Source organism: Bacillus sp. FSL W8-1127, from assembly GCF_038006725.1.
Taxonomy (GTDB): domain Bacteria; phylum Bacillota; class Bacilli; order Bacillales; family DSM-4216; genus Bacillus_O; species Bacillus_O smithii.
Genome location: NZ_JBBOVU010000001.1, coordinates 2,996,620 through 3,015,867, shown reverse-complemented (window position 1 = coordinate 3,015,867; position 19,248 = coordinate 2,996,620). Strand labels below are relative to the sequence as shown.

Annotated in this window: 17 protein-coding genes; 12 read left to right on the top strand and 5 right to left on the bottom strand. The window is 38.9% G+C overall.

The genetic code is table 11. From position 1 onward, the window contains the following. Window positions 1-509 precede the first annotated feature (509 nt). Both NST12_RS14140 and NST12_RS14135 read left to right on the top strand, forming a co-directional pair. Complete coding sequence (locus NST12_RS14140) at window positions 510-1,466, top strand: DUF1835 domain-containing protein (protein ID WP_341101633.1); 957 nt, start codon at window positions 510-512, stop codon at window positions 1,464-1,466. Window positions 1,467-2,003: 537 nt separating this feature from the next. Further along, window positions 2,004-2,732 carry a YwiC-like family protein gene (locus NST12_RS14135; protein ID WP_341101631.1) on the top strand — a complete coding sequence of 243 codons (729 nt, stop codon included), beginning with the start codon at window positions 2,004-2,006 and terminating at the stop codon, window positions 2,730-2,732. A gap of 114 nt (window positions 2,733-2,846) precedes the next feature. On the opposite strand, the gene NST12_RS14130 is transcribed toward NST12_RS14135, so the two are convergent. Next, complete coding sequence (locus tag NST12_RS14130) at window positions 2,847-3,392, bottom strand: flavodoxin family protein (protein WP_048624076.1); 546 nt, start codon at window positions 3,390-3,392, stop codon at window positions 2,847-2,849. A 748-nt stretch (window positions 3,393-4,140) separates the two neighbouring features. Here NST12_RS14130 and NST12_RS14125 point away from each other — a divergent pair. Then, complete coding sequence (locus NST12_RS14125) at window positions 4,141-5,757, top strand: APC family permease (protein WP_156179295.1); 1,617 nt, start codon at window positions 4,141-4,143, stop codon at window positions 5,755-5,757. 328 nt (window positions 5,758-6,085) lie between these two features. On the opposite strand, the gene NST12_RS14120 is transcribed toward NST12_RS14125, so the two are convergent. The 4 genes from NST12_RS14120 to NST12_RS14105 form a co-directional block, all read right to left on the bottom strand. Continuing rightward, window positions 6,086-7,564, bottom strand: coding sequence for a sodium:solute symporter family protein (locus NST12_RS14120; RefSeq protein ID WP_048624074.1), 1,479 nt, complete (start codon window positions 7,562-7,564; stop codon window positions 6,086-6,088). Next, window positions 7,561-7,761 (bottom strand): DUF3311 domain-containing protein, encoded by a 201-nt coding sequence (locus NST12_RS14115; RefSeq protein ID WP_048624073.1) that lies wholly within the window; start codon window positions 7,759-7,761, stop codon window positions 7,561-7,563. The genes NST12_RS14120 and NST12_RS14115 overlap by 4 nt, the downstream gene beginning before the upstream one ends. 792 nt (window positions 7,762-8,553) lie before the next feature. Beyond that, window positions 8,554-9,096, bottom strand: a complete 543-nt coding sequence (locus NST12_RS14110) for a VanZ family protein (protein ID WP_218016363.1) — start codon at window positions 9,094-9,096, stop codon at window positions 8,554-8,556. A 149-nt stretch (window positions 9,097-9,245) separates the two neighbouring features. Then, complete coding sequence (locus NST12_RS14105; RefSeq protein WP_341030175.1) at window positions 9,246-9,683, bottom strand: MarR family winged helix-turn-helix transcriptional regulator; 438 nt, start codon at window positions 9,681-9,683, stop codon at window positions 9,246-9,248. A gap of 175 nt (window positions 9,684-9,858) precedes the next feature. Here NST12_RS14105 and NST12_RS14100 point away from each other — a divergent pair, with 175 nt between their 5' ends. From NST12_RS14100 to NST12_RS14060, 9 genes are all read left to right on the top strand, one after another. Next, a complete protein-coding gene (locus tag NST12_RS14100; protein WP_341030174.1) occupies window positions 9,859-10,239 on the top strand; it encodes a CidA/LrgA family holin-like protein in 381 nt (126 codons plus the stop codon). Beyond that, a complete protein-coding gene (locus NST12_RS14095; RefSeq protein WP_040340866.1) occupies window positions 10,239-10,931 on the top strand; it encodes an LrgB family protein in 693 nt (230 codons plus the stop codon). Before NST12_RS14100 ends, NST12_RS14095 begins: the two co-directional genes overlap by 1 nt. Window positions 10,932-11,224: 293 nt before the next feature. Continuing rightward, window positions 11,225-11,791, top strand: a complete 567-nt coding sequence (locus tag NST12_RS14090) for a helix-turn-helix domain-containing protein (RefSeq protein ID WP_040340828.1) — start codon at window positions 11,225-11,227, stop codon at window positions 11,789-11,791. A gap of 3 nt (window positions 11,792-11,794) precedes the next feature. Next, the gene (locus NST12_RS14085) at window positions 11,795-12,499 is read left to right on the top strand and encodes a hypothetical protein (RefSeq protein ID WP_048624069.1); all 705 of its coding nucleotides are present in this window, start codon (window positions 11,795-11,797) and stop codon (window positions 12,497-12,499) included. Between the two features lie 44 nt (window positions 12,500-12,543). After that, entirely contained in the window at window positions 12,544-13,329 is a 786-nt protein-coding gene (locus tag NST12_RS14080) for a CPBP family intramembrane glutamic endopeptidase (protein ID WP_048624068.1), read from the top strand. Between the two features lie 386 nt (window positions 13,330-13,715). Continuing rightward, a complete protein-coding gene (locus NST12_RS14075; RefSeq protein WP_048624067.1) occupies window positions 13,716-15,215 on the top strand; it encodes a PTS mannitol transporter subunit IICB in 1,500 nt (499 codons plus the stop codon). A 169-nt stretch (window positions 15,216-15,384) separates the two neighbouring features. Further along, window positions 15,385-17,490 carry a BglG family transcription antiterminator gene (locus NST12_RS14070; protein WP_341101621.1) on the top strand — a complete coding sequence of 702 codons (2,106 nt, stop codon included), beginning with the start codon at window positions 15,385-15,387 and terminating at the stop codon, window positions 17,488-17,490. 13 nt (window positions 17,491-17,503) lie between these two features. After that, window positions 17,504-17,941: a PTS sugar transporter subunit IIA gene (locus tag NST12_RS14065; RefSeq protein WP_048624536.1), complete on the top strand. Its 438-nt coding sequence runs from the start codon at window positions 17,504-17,506 to the stop codon at window positions 17,939-17,941. Between the two features lies 1 nt (window position 17,942). Next, on the top strand, window positions 17,943-19,106 hold the full coding sequence (locus NST12_RS14060) for a mannitol-1-phosphate 5-dehydrogenase (RefSeq protein WP_341101620.1): 1,164 nt from the start codon (window positions 17,943-17,945) through the stop codon (window positions 19,104-19,106). Window positions 19,107-19,248 lie beyond the last annotated feature (142 nt).

Genomic DNA, 19,248 nt, shown 5'->3' with positions numbered 1-19,248 from the left:
AATACCAAATCATAGCATAGAATAGTAGTGGATGAGTCCTGAAAATTTCGATTATAAGTGCTTGAATACACACAGCCTAATGCTCATTTTTTGAAAACATGTACGGAATTATCGAAGAATGGATTATACCGTTTGCATGATCGTTCTCTGTTCGCCAAAAGAGAAAATAGATTACTTTGCTAACCTAGATGAGATAATGTTTTTGGACGCATTAATAGAAGACTTTCAAGACAGATGGATTTGTTTTAGTAGAAGCGAGATACCTAGATTTCTTTCCTTTATTTAAAACGAAGAAAAATCAAAAATAAAGATGTCGATCCTATTGGGAAATTTCTTTCTATAAAAGAAGGTTATATTCGCATGACCATAGTCTTTCCTTATTTGAACAAAGAGGGACGCTTAGGAGGGAACATAACATGGAAATAGAAAAATTGAAAAAGGTCATTAAAGGGTTGTCAGAAGGGGAAGCGAAGTCACTACTATTTCATATTTTGCTTAGAGTCAATCTTTTGAAAGAAACAGAATATTCAGAAGAAGGGTTTGTTAATGATGTAAGAAAGATATATAGAACTATTTTTGATTTAACAAATGAACAGTCGGAAAGTAACCAAGAAGGAACTTTTAAGATGGTTCATATTCTTTTTGGTGATTCTCCTGCAGGTAGTTTAAAGGTAGTTTTAAAGGATTTGGGTGTACATAAAGAGGAAAATGTCATTTCTTTTGAGGATATATTTTCCGTTGGTCCAATCCGGCATTTGCACGAAGAGAGTGGGAAAAAAACAAGATTTGATTGGATAAAAAATCATTTCAACTATACATATGATGAATTTTTTGAATATAAACAAAAATCCCAAAGGACGATTCATCAAATAAAATCCATTCCGGAAGGCAAATCGATTGCGATATGGGTTGCGGAAAACTCCCACGAGCAGACAGGATTACGATATGTTCTTCATTTATTAAAAGGGAAAAATAATGAAGTCAAAGTGATTAACACTACAAAGACGTATGCTGAACATTTTAACCGACTTGACACCGAGTATGTTGTACTGCATACAGGGGAAATACCCCCTGAGAAACTCCAAGTGATTTATGGGCAAAGTAAGCAAAAAGCTCCATTGTCACAACTTGAAAGAGAGCGATTTGAACAAGAATGGCTCAGCCTTGCGGAAAACGGTGAATCATTAAGAATATGGCAGAAAGGAAGAATATTGAGCGTCCCAGAAGATTATTACGACCAATATATGATAAACAGTGCTAAAAAGCTGCATGGCAAACAAAAGACAAATGACTTTATGAAATCGGCGAGATTAATTGGTGAGGTTCTTGGTCATTTAGAACAGTATGTAGGGGATGAGTTCTTGGAATATCGGTTAAGGAGGCTAATAGAAAAAGGGGTTTTCGAGATGGAAGGCAGTCTAGAAGCTATGAGATGCTATAGTATTAAATTGAGATCGAAAAAATGAGATAGGGTTCACACTGTTATTTTATTTATTATTCTTACAGGTTGAATGAAATTGGCTGAGATTAATGAGGAAACCAATATTGATACGGAATAGAAGGGACTTAATAAAATGAAACAGGAGAAAAATACCTCCTGAATTTAAGTGGTATGGCCGTCTCCATATTGGATAGACAACCTTAATTTTTAAAGAACAATCTACAAGCTATTCTGGGAGTAGCAAAAGATAAACTTGGACTTTGGAAACGCGCACCAGAAATTCATTTCCCGCTGTCACTGGTGCTATCGCAACTTCAATGAATAGAAGAGGGGACCTCTATTGGAAGATTGTTAAAGAATAGACAAACCTTTTTAGTGGAAGACGATTATAATAGAAGTATATAAAATACTACTTTTATTTCATTCGTGGTCATTGTAAAGTGGACGGGATAAAACAAGAGAGCGGAATAAAAGACGGTGTCTGATTGGTTGGTGGTATGTTTTTCTCGCTTCGACACGTCTATGAACTTTCGCAGGAATCGAACAAGAGGAGTGAGAAGTGATGTCTTCTACTAAAAAATGGCTCATTCCAAAACAACATGGAGCGTGGGCGATGCTGACCATCCCCTTTTTTCTTGGAGCTTATGCGGGAGGGTTTACTTGGCTGCATATTCCGTTATTTATCGGTTGGCTGGCTCTGTATTTAGCCACCTACCCGTTATTAACAGCTATAAAATTAAAACGTAAGGAATACTTGCCGTGGTTTTATCGTTATAGTGTTGTTGCCGTCCTGATGTTTGTCATCCCCATCTATTATCAAGTAAAACTTCTTTATTTCGGTATTGCCATGGTTCCGTTCTTTATTATCAATATTTATTATGCGCGAAAGAAAAAAGAACGCGATTTTGTGAATGATGTTGCGGCCATTACAAGTTTTTGCATCGGCGGTCTTGCCAGTTTTTATATGGGGAATGGCCAATTCACTGTGACTGCGTTGGAATTGTTTATGTTTTGCTTTTTATTTTTTATCGGAAGCACTTTTTACGTAAAAACGATGATCCGTGAAAAAAATAATCCTGTCTATAAATGGCTTTCCTGGGGATATCATTTATTATTGATCTTTGGATTAATCTATGCGCACTACCCGTTATTTGTACTTGCTTACATACCAAGTGTCATTCGAGCCTTTTATTTATATGGAAAGTCATTGCCTATAAAGAAAATAGGACTTTCAGAGTTTGCGAACGCCATTTATTTTTTTGCCGCTATGCTTCTACTGTTTCATGTTTAACGAAAAGCGGATTTCTTTGAATACTGTTCTATTGCCAAGTAAATGAGAAGAGGGATGAAAGAGTCCCTCTTCAGGAAATAAAATCGCCAAAGAACCGGTGCGAACTTTTTGAAATTAGTTCTTTTTGAGACTTTCTCGCAATTGGTCAGCCGCTGATAATGCTTTTGGATCTTGAAGAATATCCCCCGGTTTGTTTCCTTCACCAAGAATATATCCTTTAAAAGCGATTCCCATAAAATCAAAGATATGCTGAAACTGCTGAACGAGCGGGAGTGCCTTCAAAGTTGGATGATCTCCCCCGACCGCAATGACATACGCTTCTTTTTCAGCCATTTTCGCTTTAAAGTCAGGATATTCAGGGTCTCTTAAGGTTTGTGACCAACGATCGATAAAATTTTTCATCGTTCCCGACATGCTGTACCAATAAACGGGGGTAGCAAAAATGAGAATGTCATGTGGTAAAACGCGATCAAGAACCTTGTTGTAATCATCGTTTACTTTTGGAAATCCCCCGTCTGCATGACGGCCATCTACAATCGGCCGAATGTCGTACTCATTTAAATAAATTCGTTCTGCTTCCAACCCTTCAATCGCCCGATTCGTCAGAATTTCGGTGTTGCCATTGGGGCGGGTTCCCCCGTAAATGACGGCGATGGACATGTTTTACACTCTCCTTTTTTTATCTTTAAAAAGCAATTCAATTATTTTGCCCTTATGATCAATGAATAGTGAAGCCTGACAGTCCTAGTATACTATGAGAAATGTATTCCTGTCGCATTTAGACCATTCGCCCAATTTTAAATGAATTTCTTGACATTGCTATTTAGCCGTGGCGCGGCCTTTTTCCAGATTTTTTAGTCTATCGGAAATCAGAAAGCTTTGATATGGTATTGGCAAAACCAAATTCTTCTCCGCACAATGAAATGTTATATTATATAACGCAATAATGTTGCATTATTGACGATTATGTGAAATATGATATATTATATTATAAAAGCATATATGCGAAGCGTTTGAGGAAGTACTAAACGAAGTATTCAGGATATTTTAAATATTGAATAAGGTGGTGGGTTTTGGGGGGCAAACTAGTTCAACGTAATGCCGTTTCATTGATAAAAATACATTCTTTTTATTACAGAAAGCAGATTTTGCTGAAAAACTATTTACGCATAAAGAATAAGCTGTTGACACTTATTCATACTTTTTGGAGAGAGTAATGTTTTATAGGAATGATAGATTAAAAGCGATTAGCGAATAAAGAAAAACAGTCGAGCAGTACAAATTTTTTGTCAAAAATATTCCGAAAAATAATATTTTTTTCAAATGTTTTACTCCCGAAATCCTTGGGAATGATTTCCTTTACTTTATCTTTGACAAGACAAAAGAGGGTGAAAGAATGCAAAAAAAAGTGGAGAATTTGAGACGGGAAATAGGGCTCTTCGCATTAACGTTGACGGGATTGGGCTCTATCATTGGTTCAGGTTGGTTGTTCGGTGCTTGGAAAGCGGCAAAAGTAGCTGGTCCTGCTTCGATCTTTTCATGGATTATCGGATGTCTGATCATCATTTGTATTGCCGTTTCTTATGCTGAGTTAGGAGGTATGTTTCCGGAGTCGGGAGGAATGGTGCGCTATCCTCAATATTCCCACGGCTCGTTTGTAGGGTTTATCGCTGGTTGGGCAAACTGGATAGCGATCGTATCAGTGATTCCAATCGAAGCAGAAGCTTCCGTACAATATATGAGCTCGTGGCCATGGGCGTGGGCGCAAAATATGTATGATGGAACCCATTTGACAACGTCAGGACTAGTCTTAGCGTTCTTTTTGGTTATCGGTTTTTTCTTGCTCAACTATTGGACGGTCGGATTGTTTGCGAAAGCCAACACCATTGTCACAGTGATCAAATTTGTCGTCCCGTTATTGACCGTTATCGGGATTTATGTCGTCGGATTTAAGACAACTAATTTTACGCATGTATCCGGTGGATTTATGCCGAACGGTTGGTCAGGCGTATTGACCGCGATTGCCACATCGGGTATCGTGTTTGCTTTTAATGGCTTTCAGACGCCCATCAATCTTGCGGGAGAAGTGAAGAATCCGGGACGCAACGTTCCTCTTGCCGTCATTTTATCGCTGCTTACGGCGGGAGTACTTTATTTCCTTCTTGAATTCGTGTTCATCGGCAGTGTTCCTTCCAGCATGCTGTCACATGGATGGACCGGATTAGAGATGAAGTCGCCGTTTGCTGATTTGGCGTTGGCTCTTGGAATCGGTTGGCTGGCGGTTGCGATGTTTGCTGATGCTGTGATCTCGCCTTCAGGTACAGGAACCGTCTACACTGCGACTACGGCAAGAATGATTTACGGGATGGAGAAAAACGGCTACTTTCCAAAGATTTTCGGAACCGTCCATCCATTATATAAGGTTCCGCGGCCTGCCATGTGGTTAAACTTGGCTGTGTCCTATTTGTTTATGTTTTTATTCCGCGGATGGGGAGAACTGGTGGAAGTCATATCGGTAGCGACTGTTGTCAGCTATATGGCGGGTCCGGTTACAGTCATGTCTTTGCGCAAGCTGGTTCCTGACTACCACCGTCCTTTGAAAACAAAAGGTTTAGCTGTCATTGCTCCGATTGCTTTTATCGTTTCTTCGCTGATTTTATATTGGTCCAGATGGCCATTAACCGGACAAGTTTTGTTCGTCATGCTCATAGGCCTTCCGATTTACTTTTATTATGAAGCGAAGCGAGGAAAGGAAACGTTTTTGAAAAATTTCAAGGCAGGGTTGTGGCTCGTTTGCTATCTTCTCTATATGATGCTCATTTCCTGTCTCGGCAGTAAACAATTTGGCGGATATAATATCATTCCGTACGGTTGGGATATGGTAGTCGTTGCGGTCAGTGCACTAGTGTTTTATGCGTGGGCGATTCGATCCGCTTACTTCACGGATCAATTGAAAGAAGCTGAAAGCCTCAATCAGCCAGTAGAATACGAAAACGAAAGCATAAAAAAAGTGGCTCAAAATTAAAAGTAGGAATGGCTTAGTTGGCTGAATAGAATCTAGGAATCGAAAAAATACCTTTATGGGATTGCACAAATGGCTTGAAGCGACACAATAAAATAATACAAGGAAAAAACACCTCCTGAATCGAATGGCCACTCCATTCGGTTGATGGGGGTGTTTTTGTTTGGTGTCTATAAGGGCAAGAATGCATTGTTGGAATCCGAAGGTGAATTTTATGTCTGGTCAAAGTTCACGTTCCCTCCATACTTTCTAATGCCAATGAAATGTTTTTGCTGTCTCATCGCTGCTTTTTCAATAAAATAGACTAGCGATCGGGAAAAAATCGGTTCCCCTACATGGTATTTTCTTTTGAGTCAACGTTTACTGACCGAGGGTTGCCTGAAATCCAGCTTACAACCACTGTCGCCACAGCATTCACGATCAACGCAATCATTCCGACGTTTAAATCTTGCATTGTCTGGGGCAAGGACGGGAACAAAGTACCAATGCCGCTGCCTGATAATGTCATATAAGCCGCCGTTGCAACCCCGGCTATAATACCAACAAACGCTCCTTGTTTCGTTACAAAATTGTTTTTCATCAAGCTTAGTACAAACGATGGGAACAGCTGCGTCACCAGACTATATCCCATGAGAAGCAAAGCAACGATCGTATTTCCTCCACGGAACGTAAAGTATAACGAAATCAAGGCAATGACAGGAACAAGATATTTCGCCAGCTTTGCAACTTGTTGGTCAGTGGCAGAAGGAGAAAATACTTTATAGACATTTTTCGATAGCAGCGTGGAAGCCGTCATTAATATCATCGAACCTGGAACCATAGCCGTCAACAGCCCGGCGGCGCCGATCAGCCCGACGACCCAAGGATCAAATGTCTGAATGGACAAACGCAACAGCGCCAAGTCGGTATCCGATCCTTCCAAATGCGGTATTTTTAAAATCGCCGCAAAGCCGACGAAAAAGACGAATAGAAGCAATAACTGATAAATGGGCAAAATAATGGCATTTTTCCGGAAAACATTGGCGCTCTTAGCCGAATAAATCGAACTGAACGTATGAGGCCACATATAAAAACCAAGAACCGTCAACAGTACGGTCGAAATGAACCATGATACGCTCATCCCCTTATTCGGCAAGGAGAGAAAACCTGGATTGGGTTTTTCGATCGCTTCAAACATCGGCCGAATTCCGCCATAGTAATGAAACGGCAGATAAAGACCTAAAAAGGCGATGACAATAAGAATCGTGATGTCTTTCACTAGCGCTGTCCAAGCCGAACCGTGGATTCCTGAAATAATTACATATACTGTAACGGCAACAACGCCGATCCAAATAGCCGCCGTTTCTGAAATCGTACCATATGAAGCTTCAGAAACGATGATGCCTAATCCTTTTAGCTGCAGTACCAAATACGGAATAAGTGCCAGCACCCCAACCAGAGAAACCAGCACTCCTAACGCTTGGCTGTTGTATTTGCTGGCGAAAAAATCAGACTGTGACATAAGCTGATGTTCTTTCGCATATTTCCATACTTTTGGGAGCATCCAATACGACAGAACATACGCCAAGCAACCGTACGCGATAATGTAAAACGCTGGCCCGCCTTTGCTGTATGCCCAGCCGCTGCCGCCTAAAAAGGTAAATGTCGTATAAATTTCGCCCGCCATGAGAAGAAAGACAAAAATGGTGCCAAACCCGCGGCCGCCGACTGTCCACTGTTCCAAATTCATTTCTTTCCCTTTCCGCGCTCGTACTCCTAAGAAAAGGGATAACAGCAGAAAAGCAAAAATCAACACCAACGATGTATTCATGTTTGGTCTTCCTCCTTCACTTTCGGATCAAAGCGATAAACAATCGCCATGATAATGGAAGTGATGATCACCCAGGCAACAATCCAAAAAAGAATAAACGGCAGGCCAAGTATATAGGGAGTCACTCTGTTGGCAAACGGGATACCGCCGAGAATGCCAAGAAAAGGGAGCAACATTAGCCAGCGGATTCCTTTCATTTTTATTTCCTCCTCTATGGAATGATAGAAAACCTTTAGAACGCTTTCCCAACGGAGCTGGCGGATATTTCTATTCCTGATTAAAATTCGAGTATGTTATATAATATAACATAATTATCAGAATATTAAAATTATTTGATCAGATAAAAAATGACAAAGTCGGTTTGTCTTCTTCCAAAGCGCCTTTTTCATCAGCGGTATTCCGGTATTTAGGAGAAATATCAGACAACAACAAGATTCTTTTTGTTATTTAGCTAAAACAACTACAGAGGACATTTTCTATATGCTCTAAATATCGATCTGCTGATGCAAGAAATGGCTAAAAACAGCTTCTAATAAAAGTGCAGCAGCAAGAGTGCTTTTTAAAAAAGCATATTGATTTTTTCATAAAAAAAGAATGGAGAAATGGACATTTCATTTCGACAAAGGACTGTCGAACAAACAAAAGGAAGGGGATGATATAGTGGGGAGGACCTTATCATACGTAGGAAAAGTTCGTGATATTCGAAATGGTCCATCGAAAACAATGGATAAAGGCAGAATTTTACCATTTCCTTCTTTTAAAATCATAAACACCGTTCGCATTTTTGAACGGTGTTTCATAATGGCTCTCTTTTTATTAAGGCTATGTTTTAAAATAGTGTTGAAAATTAAGCGATTTTTAAGGGAAGCCCTTTGACTTTCCTTAATTCGCCTTTTAAGAAGATAGCGAACCAACTTATACTTCGCATTATGCTTAATTTCTACGTTCTTTTTGTGTAGGGTATCTTCTTGAATATGAAATAAAGATATTCAGAATCTCATTCTCATCATGAATAAATAATATAATATACGAGGTAATCCGATAGCAGATAGTATTGTGATTGCAGTATGTACTTTTTTCTCATCTCGTAATATAAACAATAAAAACTTATACCCTGAAATACCAATCAATCCACCCAAACAATTTAGAATTATATCATCAATGTCTGATGCTCCAATGCCTAAAAGCCCCTGAATGATTTCAACAAACAAACTCACTATAAATATAAACAACAAATTGGTTATTACTCTTTTATCATTTTTGAATAATGACAAATATGTACCAAGGGGAATAAAAATAACTATATTGCCAACCACATTACTAAAAGCAAATGCTTTTATATTCGCAGATCTGCCAGATATATATTCCATTATACTATAAAAAGGAATGAGATTGATTGACCTATGCTCCAAATGCGAAATTCTTGATAAGAACAATATTTTAATTAACAAAAGTATGTAACAAATGAAAATACCATATAAAAAGACTGTTTTCATTCTCTCTCGTTTATTCATAATACCTCCATTTTTCATTTTATCCCTGCTTATTCTCTGAAGTTCAGTTTATAAATAATCTTCAGTTCGCACTTATCTTCGATTGTGTAATAAATTATAGTTAACTTACATTCAAATTGTCACGAAATTATATCAAATTTCAACATTGATTTAAAACATAGCCTTTATTAAATAAAGGAGTTGTTTAATCGATTCAATAAATTTTTGAATATTTCGCATTCTTCTTCTGTCCATTCTTCCAACCATTGATTGTATCTGGATAATCGTATTTTTTTGTCCATAGCAAGTTTCTCTTTTCCCGTTGCGGTAAGGTGAAAAAGAGTGGCTCGTCCATCGCTCGGATCTGCTAAACGTTCGATTAGTCCTTTGGATTCAAGTGAGGCCGCTTGTCTGCTGACGGTTGAAATATCAAGTTTCAGCACATCGGCCAGTGTCTTCAGCCGTGCGGATCCTAATTTATCGAGTTCTCTTAGCAGTAAATAAGTGGCACGTTCAAAGATGCCTACTTTTTTAGCTGTCTGGTCCACATAAGTGGCCATACGTATAAAGGTCGTCATTTCGTATTCGATTTGTTCAATGGCACGTTCTTTTTTTGACAATCTCATATTCCTCCTTAAATTGGCGCCGCTTTCAACTTCTAAATTCATTGACAAGGAAAAATATCATTTTATAATAAATATTGTGTATGTAGTTGTATTATACAAGTATTTGAGTATTTTCTATTCCTATCATACATGATTACTACTCAATTTAAAGAGAGTGGGAGAAGGATTTTTGCGGATGAAGTGGATTCAAATTATTATTCAAATTTTTATTCTATACGGGTTTTCGTTTATTGGTGAAATGATTCACCGTGCTTTGCATTTATTGATTCCCGGAAATGTGCTGGGACTTTTATTATTGCTGCTTTGTTTATCTTTAAAACTATTTAAGCTGGATTGGATTGAACAAGGGGCTGGCTTCTTAATAGCGTTTCTGCCTCTTCTTTTCGTTCCGTCCATGGTTGGTATTATGAATTACCCTACTTTGCTTTCCAAACAAGGAATATTATTGTTTATCATTATTGTTATCAGCACCGTTATCACCGTCATTGTGGCGGGCCATGCCAGTCAATTATTAGAAAAAGGGAAACGTAAAAGAAAGGATGAGCAACAAGCATGATGCAACAAGTTCTTGTCTCTATTTTCATGATCCTTATGACGATTGGAATTTATGTCGTGATGAGCCGGATATATTCCCGCTTTTCTTGGCCGCTGTTATTGCCTGTTTTGACCACGACCGTTGTGATCGTTGCCTTGCTGGTGAGTTGGCATATACCGTATAAAACGTATATGGAAGGCGGTAAGTGGATTAATTTTTTGCTTGGACCGAGCGTCGTGGCATTGGCCTATCCTTTGTATAAGCAGCGTTTTGTTTTGAAAAAATATGTTGTTCCTATTCTTGTAGGAGTTAGTGTCGGGTCGATGACCGGAATGTTGAGCGGCCTTTTCTTTGCCGAATTTTTTCATTTTGATCGTACTCTTATGTTATCAATCCTTCCAAAATCCATCACGACGCCGGTGGCCATTCAAATTACATCGAATATCGGCGGAATTTCCTCGATGACGATTGTATGTGTAATGGTGGCCGGTCTTACCGGTGCCATAGCAGGTCCTGCAATCTTAAAATGGATGCGGGTGAAAAGTGTACTTGGAAAAGGAATTGCACTCGGAAGCGCGTCCCATGTATTTGGCATTTCCAAAGCATCGGAATACGGTGAACTAGCCGTTTCCACAGGCTCCGTCGCCATGACCTTAAGTGCTTTAATAGGCTCCATTATCGCTCCGTATATCACCATGTTCTTTCATATTTAAAAGGGGACAGACCCCCATGCTGTTTTAAAGGATTAAAGTGGTAAATTATTGGGAATTAAATGCGATGGATTGTGTTTTTCAATTTGTTGTATGTGAAAAGGGGCAATGAAAGGGAAAAGAGGATCTCAAGTACTACATTTTATGAAACGGAGTCGTTAGTTGTTGGACGTTGGCTAACGGCTCTTATTTTTTTCTCATTAGATGAAAAAAGGGATAATTGTGGATTGACAATTGTTATTTTCTTTATTATTATCATTATCAATAATGATAATAATAAAAAGAGGTGAACGACGATCAAACAGTCAAAGGCAGATTTACTTCTTCATCCGATCCGATTACGTATTGTTCAAACTTTCACTGGGGGGCGGCACCTAACTGCTCAACAATTAATCGAGTTGTTGCCGGATGTTCCGCAGGCTACATTATATCGACACCTTCATAAGTTGCATGAAGGCGGTATTATTCAAATTATTGATCAACGACAAGTCCGTGGAACGACAGAGAAAATTTACACATTGGCAGAACAAGGAGCCAATTTGACAAAAGATGATTTGGCAAACTTCAGCCGAGAAGATCACATGCGGAATTTTTTGGCTTTTTTAGCTTCCATTCAATCTGACTTTCACAGATATTTGCAGCAAGAACACTTTGATCTGGAGGCGGATGGAGTCAGCTATCGTAAGGCTTCATTGTATTTAAGCGATGAGGAGTTTTCCCGATTGTTACAAGCAATTCGTTCTGTTGTTGAGCCGGCTCTTAAAAATCAACCGGCTCCTGGCAGGCGCCTTCGCACACTTTCAACGATCTTCATACCTCAGCCAGAACAAAAACCTTCAAACCATAAAGGAGAGGGGGAATAATCAATGCCGACACCTTTGAAAAACGAAAATACATTATCTGATCCATCCAATCAAAAAATGGCTCGTAGATTTATCCTTGCAATCCCTTTTTATTTAGCAGTTCCTATATCATTTGGGTTGTTTTTTTACCATGGTTTTAGCCCTATTCAATGGAAAGCATTTAGTTTGGGAGCTCTTGGTTGGGTGATTGCCCTTTTTCTACGCGGTCCAGTCACTGTATTGTTTAAGGGATTGTCTAAAGAAAAAGCCACACTTTTTGTTGGTTTATCTTCCGGACCTTTGGAGGAAGGAGTTCGTTTGATTCTCTTGTTGCTTACTGGAACCTCTTTCTCCTGGGCGATTTCAGTTGGTCAAGGGTGGGCTGCGATAGAAGTATTATTTACGATCATCAACGGATTCGTTCTAATCCATATCATACAACGACAAGATGAAAAATCGATTCAAGTAAAAGAATTATTAGAATCAAATGGACAACTTCGTTTAAGTCCATTGTGGGGTGTGGTGGAACGGATCTTTGCAAGTGCCTTTCATATTGGAGTCACACTACTTATAGCGAAAATCCCTTTGCTAACGTTCATTTTTGTTATTGTCCATAGCTTATTTAATTTAGTAGTTGTTTGGCTATCTAGTAAAAATATGTTGGCTGCACAATTATTCGTAGCCGTTGTAGGGACAGCATTATTAGTAACGGGACTTATTGCATGGTAGTAGTAAAGAGTATGTTATCTATAAAGGGAAAAGGAGAAAAACGTATGTCTGCTAAACTATTCTGGAAGCAGTTTTGGGTTTTATTTACATTTAGTCTTTTAGGGGTGTTCATGATTATTCCGACCATTGAAATTACCCTTTCTCAAGTATTAAAAGATATTCCCAATAAACCTGATCTCCCTTTAGCTGTTTTAGCCGGATTATCTTTGATCAATCCGATTATTCTTTTAATCGTTGCGATTGTCATTGGCATTTTCCTCACGCCTCGGCTAGGTTTAAAATCGCATATCGTTGAAAACATGGCGAGAAAAGCGAAATTATGGCCTTCCCTTCGATCAGACATAAATCAAGCTATCATGTTAGGAATGATGGTTACCGTCATCTACTACTTATTTGATTTGATCTTTCAACAGTGGCTTCCAAGCAGTTTTCATCTAAATACACAGTCCCGCAGCTTGGTCGTGACTTTGGGAGGTATTTTTTATGGAGGAATTAGCGAAGAAATAATGATGCGATGGGGACTCATGTCTTTCGTTGCATGGATGGGGTGGCGTTTCTTTCAACACAGAAAAAATCGGCCGAAACCGTGGATCATGTGGCTTTCCATTTTGATAAGTTCCCTTTTGTTTGGAGTAGCTCATTTAGGGGCAAATACAGTTCTTGCACCACTGACATGGTTTATTTTCTTTCGTATGATGTTATTAAACGGAATAGCCGGAATCGCATTTGGCTGGCTTTTCTGGAAGAGGAGTTTGGAAGCGGCCATGATGGCTCACGCAACGGTTCATATTGTAATCACTATGATGGTATGGTTAAAAGCAATGGTTTAACGGGTTCCTCTACCAAAATACTTCAATTTGTATGATATCTGTTTTTGCTTGTCCTTCCTTGAAGCACACTGCTAAAAATAAGTTCAATGATCGGAGTAAAATTAATTTCCATTCTTTTTGTGTTTCGCTGAATACGGCCAGTTGAATCAATCATTTTCTATCGGTATTCCAAAAATGAATGAAATGACTTAAAAAAGGGAACCTAAAAAGGATAAGTCTCCTGCTTACAATCCAGTCTCTTTTCTGCACCAAATTTCCCCATTTTTAATAATGTCAACAATCAAATGGACAAATTTGATTTTTGTATTTATTGAACCTGTCATGAAACCGCTTTATTATGATAGTGCAATCATTATATTTCAATATAGTATGAGAGGAGTTATAAGATGACGACCAATAGTCAGGCCAACTCAGGTGTTAAAGTCAAAGTTCAGCGATTTGGTAGTTATTTAAGCGGCATGGTTATGCCGAATATAGGAGCATTTATCGCTTGGGGAATCATTACTGCTTTATTTATTCCGAAAGGCTGGCTTCCTAATGAAAGTTTAGCGAAGCTAGTGAGTCCAATGATTACTTATTTGCTCCCTATTTTAATTGGATTTACGGGAGGAAGAATCGTTCACGATATACGCGGCGGCGTCGTTGGCGCAACTGCAACGATGGGGGTCATTGTCGGATCGGATATCCCTATGTTTTTAGGAGCTATGATTATGGGGCCTTTAGGTGGATGGGCCATCAAGAAATTTGATCAGGCGGTTGAAGGAAAAGTAAAGTCTGGATTTGAAATGCTGGTAAATAACTTTTCAGCCGGTATCATTGGAGGCCTTCTTACATTACTTGCTTATAAAGGAATTGGCCCGATTGTTTTAGCGCTGGACAAAACGTTGGCAGCTGGTGTTCAAGCTATTATAAATGCGCATTTATTGCCGCTGGCCAGTATATTTATAGAACCTGCTAAAGTGTTGTTCTTAAACAATGCGATCAACCATGGTATCTTAAGCCCGCTTGGAATTGATCAGGCAGCAAAAGCCGGGAAATCAATGTTGTTCTTATTAGAGCCAAACCCAGGTCCTGGGTTGGGAATACTGTTAGCCTACTGTTTATTTGGAAAAGGATCGGCCAAACAATCAGCTCCGGGAGCCGTTATTATTCATTTCTTTGGTGGAATTCATGAGATTTATTTCCCGTATGTATTAATGAAACCGATTCTCATTCTTGCGGCTATTGCAGGAGGAGCAACGGGTGTATTTACTTTCCAATTATTCAATGCTGGTTTAGTGGCGGCACCGTCACCTGGAAGTATTTTTGCACTGATCGCTATGACACCGAAAGGTCATTATTTGGGTGTTATTGCCGGAGTACTTGCAGCAGCTGTTGTATCTTTCTTGATCTCTTCGGTTATCTTAAAAACATCGAAAGAATCCAGTGAAGAGGATTTAGTAAAAGCGACTGAAAAAACTTCTGCGCTGAAAGGAAAAGAAAGCAGAGCTGCCGCTTTAATCAAAACAGGTGAAGCGAATAAGCAAACAGCAGCAGCAGAGCAAACAACGGCAGAAGAGCAAACGGCAGTAAATGAAACAACATCTGTTCAGGATGAACTGCCTGATAAAGTCAACAAAATTATTTTTGCTTGTGATGCAGGGATGGGCTCTAGTGCGATGGGAGCTTCTATCTTAAGAAATAAAGTACAAAAAGCACAATTAAATATCACGGTATCAAATACTTCTATTAATAATCTTCCTGATGATGCCGATATTGTCGTTACGCATAAAGATTTAACGGATCGTGCGAAGGCTAAGCTGCCGAATGCCTATCACATTTCTGTAGAAAACTTTTTAAACAGCCCGAAATATGATGAGCTTGTCGAAAGCTTAAAAAGAAAATAAGCCATTTAATCTTAGCCAGTGAAGAATCTAAACAAGATCTTTAAAAATGGCAACAATACTGCGGACAAAATGATGTTTTTCTATTGTTGTCATCAGTGATGAAATCGTTTTATTTTAATAATGAAAGAAATGGATTGGAATTCACAAAGTTCCTAGTGGAGTGAACATTATGTATGTTTCCGCAAGAGAAAGACTGATACTGGAAATGTTGCTGGAAAAAAAGGAAGAAGTGACGGTCAAGGATCTTGCGAAGGAAATGGATGTAAGCGTGCGCACCATTCATCGAGACTTAAAAGGAGTCGAAGACATTTTAAAGGACTACCATTTGAGTTTAGTTAAAAAATCGGGTGTGGGCATCCAAATTATAGGAGAAGAAGAAAAGATGGAAGAGTTAAAGAGGGCTCTTTTCCATTTAACTAGCCAAGAATATACACCTGATGAACGTCAAACGTTTATTTTATGTACTTTATTAGAATCGCCGGAACCAGTTAAGCTCATTTCTTTGGCCAATGATTTAAATGTGACCATTGCTACCGTCAGCAACGATATTACGAAGCTGGAGGATCGCTTAAGGGCTTTCGACTTGTCCATTCTGAGAAAAAGAGGCTACGGTGTTGAATTGATTGGTACTGAAACCGCCAAAAGAAGAGCAATGAGAAGCATTATTGCGGATAATCTCAATGAAGTAGAATTCTTATCCTTGGTGAGAGAGAACATTCAAAAAAAATCAACTCAACAATCGGATATTATCTCTGAAAGATTATTAGGTCTGGTAGAGAAGAAAAAGCTTCTCATTGTGGAGAAAGTCATTGGAGAAATGAAGGATGAACTGCCGTATCAAGTTGCCGACAGCGCCCATATCGGATTAGTCGTCCATTTAGCATTGGCCATTGAGCGTATTTTACAAGGGCAAAACATTCAGATTGATCAAGAGTATTTAGAACGTTTAAAGGCAACCCAGGAATACCGATTAGCTGAGAAGATCATTCGCAGATTGTCCAAAATTTTTAAAGTTCCCATTCCGGCGGCTGAAGTGGGATATGTCACGATGCATCTGCAAGGAGCAAAATTAAGACATGACAAAGAGTACCCTATAGAAGAGTCCAGTATCAAAGTTGCGATAAAGGCGAAAAGCCTTATACATTTTGTGGAAAATCAATTGCAGGTTGATTTATCGAGTAATGTCTCCCTTTTTCAAGGGCTGGTGATACACTTAAAACCGGCGCTTTATCGAATAAAACAAAATATGGGAATTACCAATCCATTGTTGCAAAAAATTAAAGAAGATTACGAAGATCTATTCATGATCGTTCAAGAAGGAGTAGAGAAAGTTTTTCCGGAATTGTCCGTGCCGGATGAAGAAATCGGTTACTTGGTCATGCATTTTGGCTCAGCCTTATTAGGCAGGAAAGCAAAGGATTTAAGCGCTTTAATTATTTGTTCAAGCGGAATCGGAACATCCAAAATGTTGGCGACAAGGCTTAAACAGGAACTGCCCGAAATCAAAAACTTTCAAATTGCTTCAGTATTTGAATTGAATCAATTGCCAATAGATGATTTTGATTTAGTTATTTCAACGATAGAGCTGCCTAGTTTTCCAAGTGATTATATTGTCGTCAGCCCGATATTGACCAATGAGGAAATGAAAAAGCTTAGGAATTATATCCGTCATCAAATGATGAAGAAGGTTCATAAGGAAACCCCTCAATTGGACAGGCAGTTCCTTGATTCTCAACAGGTGGATAAAACCATTAAAAGAATTGAAAACATATATGAATATACCGCCGCCATTTCGACGATTTTAAGAGGATTTCAAGTGTTGGCAGTCAATGATCCTCAAACGGTTGAACAAGTTCTAAAGGAAGCTTGCCAGTCCTTATATAAACAAGGGGTCATACAGGATGTTGGATTCATCACACAAGCTTTGTTGGAGCGGGAAAAAAGAGGCGGATTAGGCATTCCCAACACAAAGCTCGTATTGTATCACACGAGAAATGAAAGGGTCTTACATCCTTCTTTCACCATCGTCAGTCTGAATAAACCGCTTCGAGTCAAAGCGATGGATCAGTCAGAAATACAAGCAGAGAGCTTCCTTTTGCTGCTGTCGCCTGAGCAGCTGCCAAGCGAAGGGTTAGAGGTCCTAAGCTTTATCAGTACAGTCATTATTGAAAACGAACAAAGTATCAAGATATTTGAATCAAATAATGTTCATTCCATCTCATCCTATTTGGCCGCTAAGTTCGAGCAGTTTCTTGATGAAAAAATCAAAAAATAAAGGAGTGTACAACATGACTTTGCCTATTTTATCACCAGACAATATTTTATTAAACGCAGAAATTGACAACAAGGAAAGTGCCATTCGATTAACAGGAAGTGTGTTAGCGGAAAATGGGTATGTAGATGATGACTATATTGAAAAAATGCTGGAAAGAGAAGAACTAAGTTCCACTTATATGGGAAACTTTGTTGCGATTCCACATGGAACGGATGATGCAAAAGAATCCGTAAAAGAATCCGGAATTGCCATTATTCAAGTGCCGAATGGTGTAGATTTTGGCAACGGCAATATCGTGAAATTATTAGTTGGAATCGCCGGAAAAGGTGGAGAGCATTTAGAAGTGCTGTCCAAAATCGCCATTGTTCTTTCGGAAGAAGAAAATGTGCAAAAGATTGTCAACGCTTCTTCAAAAGAAGAAATCCTAGCGATCTTTGAAGGAGTGAACTAACATGCTAGCTGTTCATTTTGGAGCAGGAAATATCGGCAGAGGTTTCATCGGCAATCTCTTATATCATTCAGGTTATGAAATTTGTTTTGTGGATGTAAACAGTGAAATTGTTGATTTATTAAATGAAAAACGGGAATATCGCGTAGGGATTGCGGACCATTCCCAAGAAGAATTGACTATCAAAAACGTCCGTGCCATTAATAGCCAGAAAAATATGGATCAAGTGGTAGAGGCTATTGCCCAGGCGGATTTGGTTACAGCAGCTGTAGGTCCGAATATTTTGCCGCATATTGCGGGCGCGATTGCGGAAGGGCTTCGAAAAAGAATTCAAACCACCGATAAACCACTCAATATCATTGCGTGTGAAAACATGATCGGAGGCAGCACCTTCCTTAAAGAAAAGGTATATGAAAAATTGAACGAAGAAGAAAAAGAATTGTTTAATCAACGATTCGGATTTCCGGATGCGGCCGTTGATCGAATCGTGCCGAATCAATCCCATGAAGACAAATTGAAAGTGACGGTTGAACCGTTTTATGAGTGGGCGGTAGATCAAACAAAAATCGTGGGAGAAAAACCTCCTGTGGAAGGAATTACGTTTGTAGACGACTTAAATCCTTACATTGAAAGAAAACTATTCACTGTTAACACAGGGCATGCTGTGGCCGCCTATTTAGGCTATTATGCCGGAATTCCGACAATAAATGAAGCAATGGAAAAAGAAGAAATCAGGACTCTTGTTGAGAAAACTCTTCAAGAAACAGGAATGCTGCTTGTAAAAAAATACGGTTTCGACATGAAAAAACACCAAGAATATATATCCAAAATTATGAATCGTTTTTCGAACCCTTATATTTCGGATGAAGTAACAAGGGTAGGACGTTCTCCGATTCGTAAGCTTGGTCCGAATGATCGGCTCGTCAGCCCGGCTAAACAATTTGCAAGTGTTGTAGGAGAACGGCCGGTTTACTTAGCCAAAAGCATTGCAGCTGCCCTAATGTATGACTATCCGCAAGATAAGGAAGCCGTTGAAATTCAAGAAAGCATTCAAAAGAATGGGTTAGAATACACGATCGAACATTATACGAAGATCGACAGAAAATCAGATTTAGCCGCCTTAATCGTGGAACAATACCAGTTATTAAAGAACAAGCAGCTTATATAAAAATTGATTTCTTCAAAAAAATTCCATCGTAAAAAACCATACACTAATAGATTTTTTCTGAACCTCTTTTGCCATCCGGCAAGAGAGGTTTTTTTCCTATTTAGAATTTAATCCCTCAATAGTTCTCATAAAAAATGAGTGA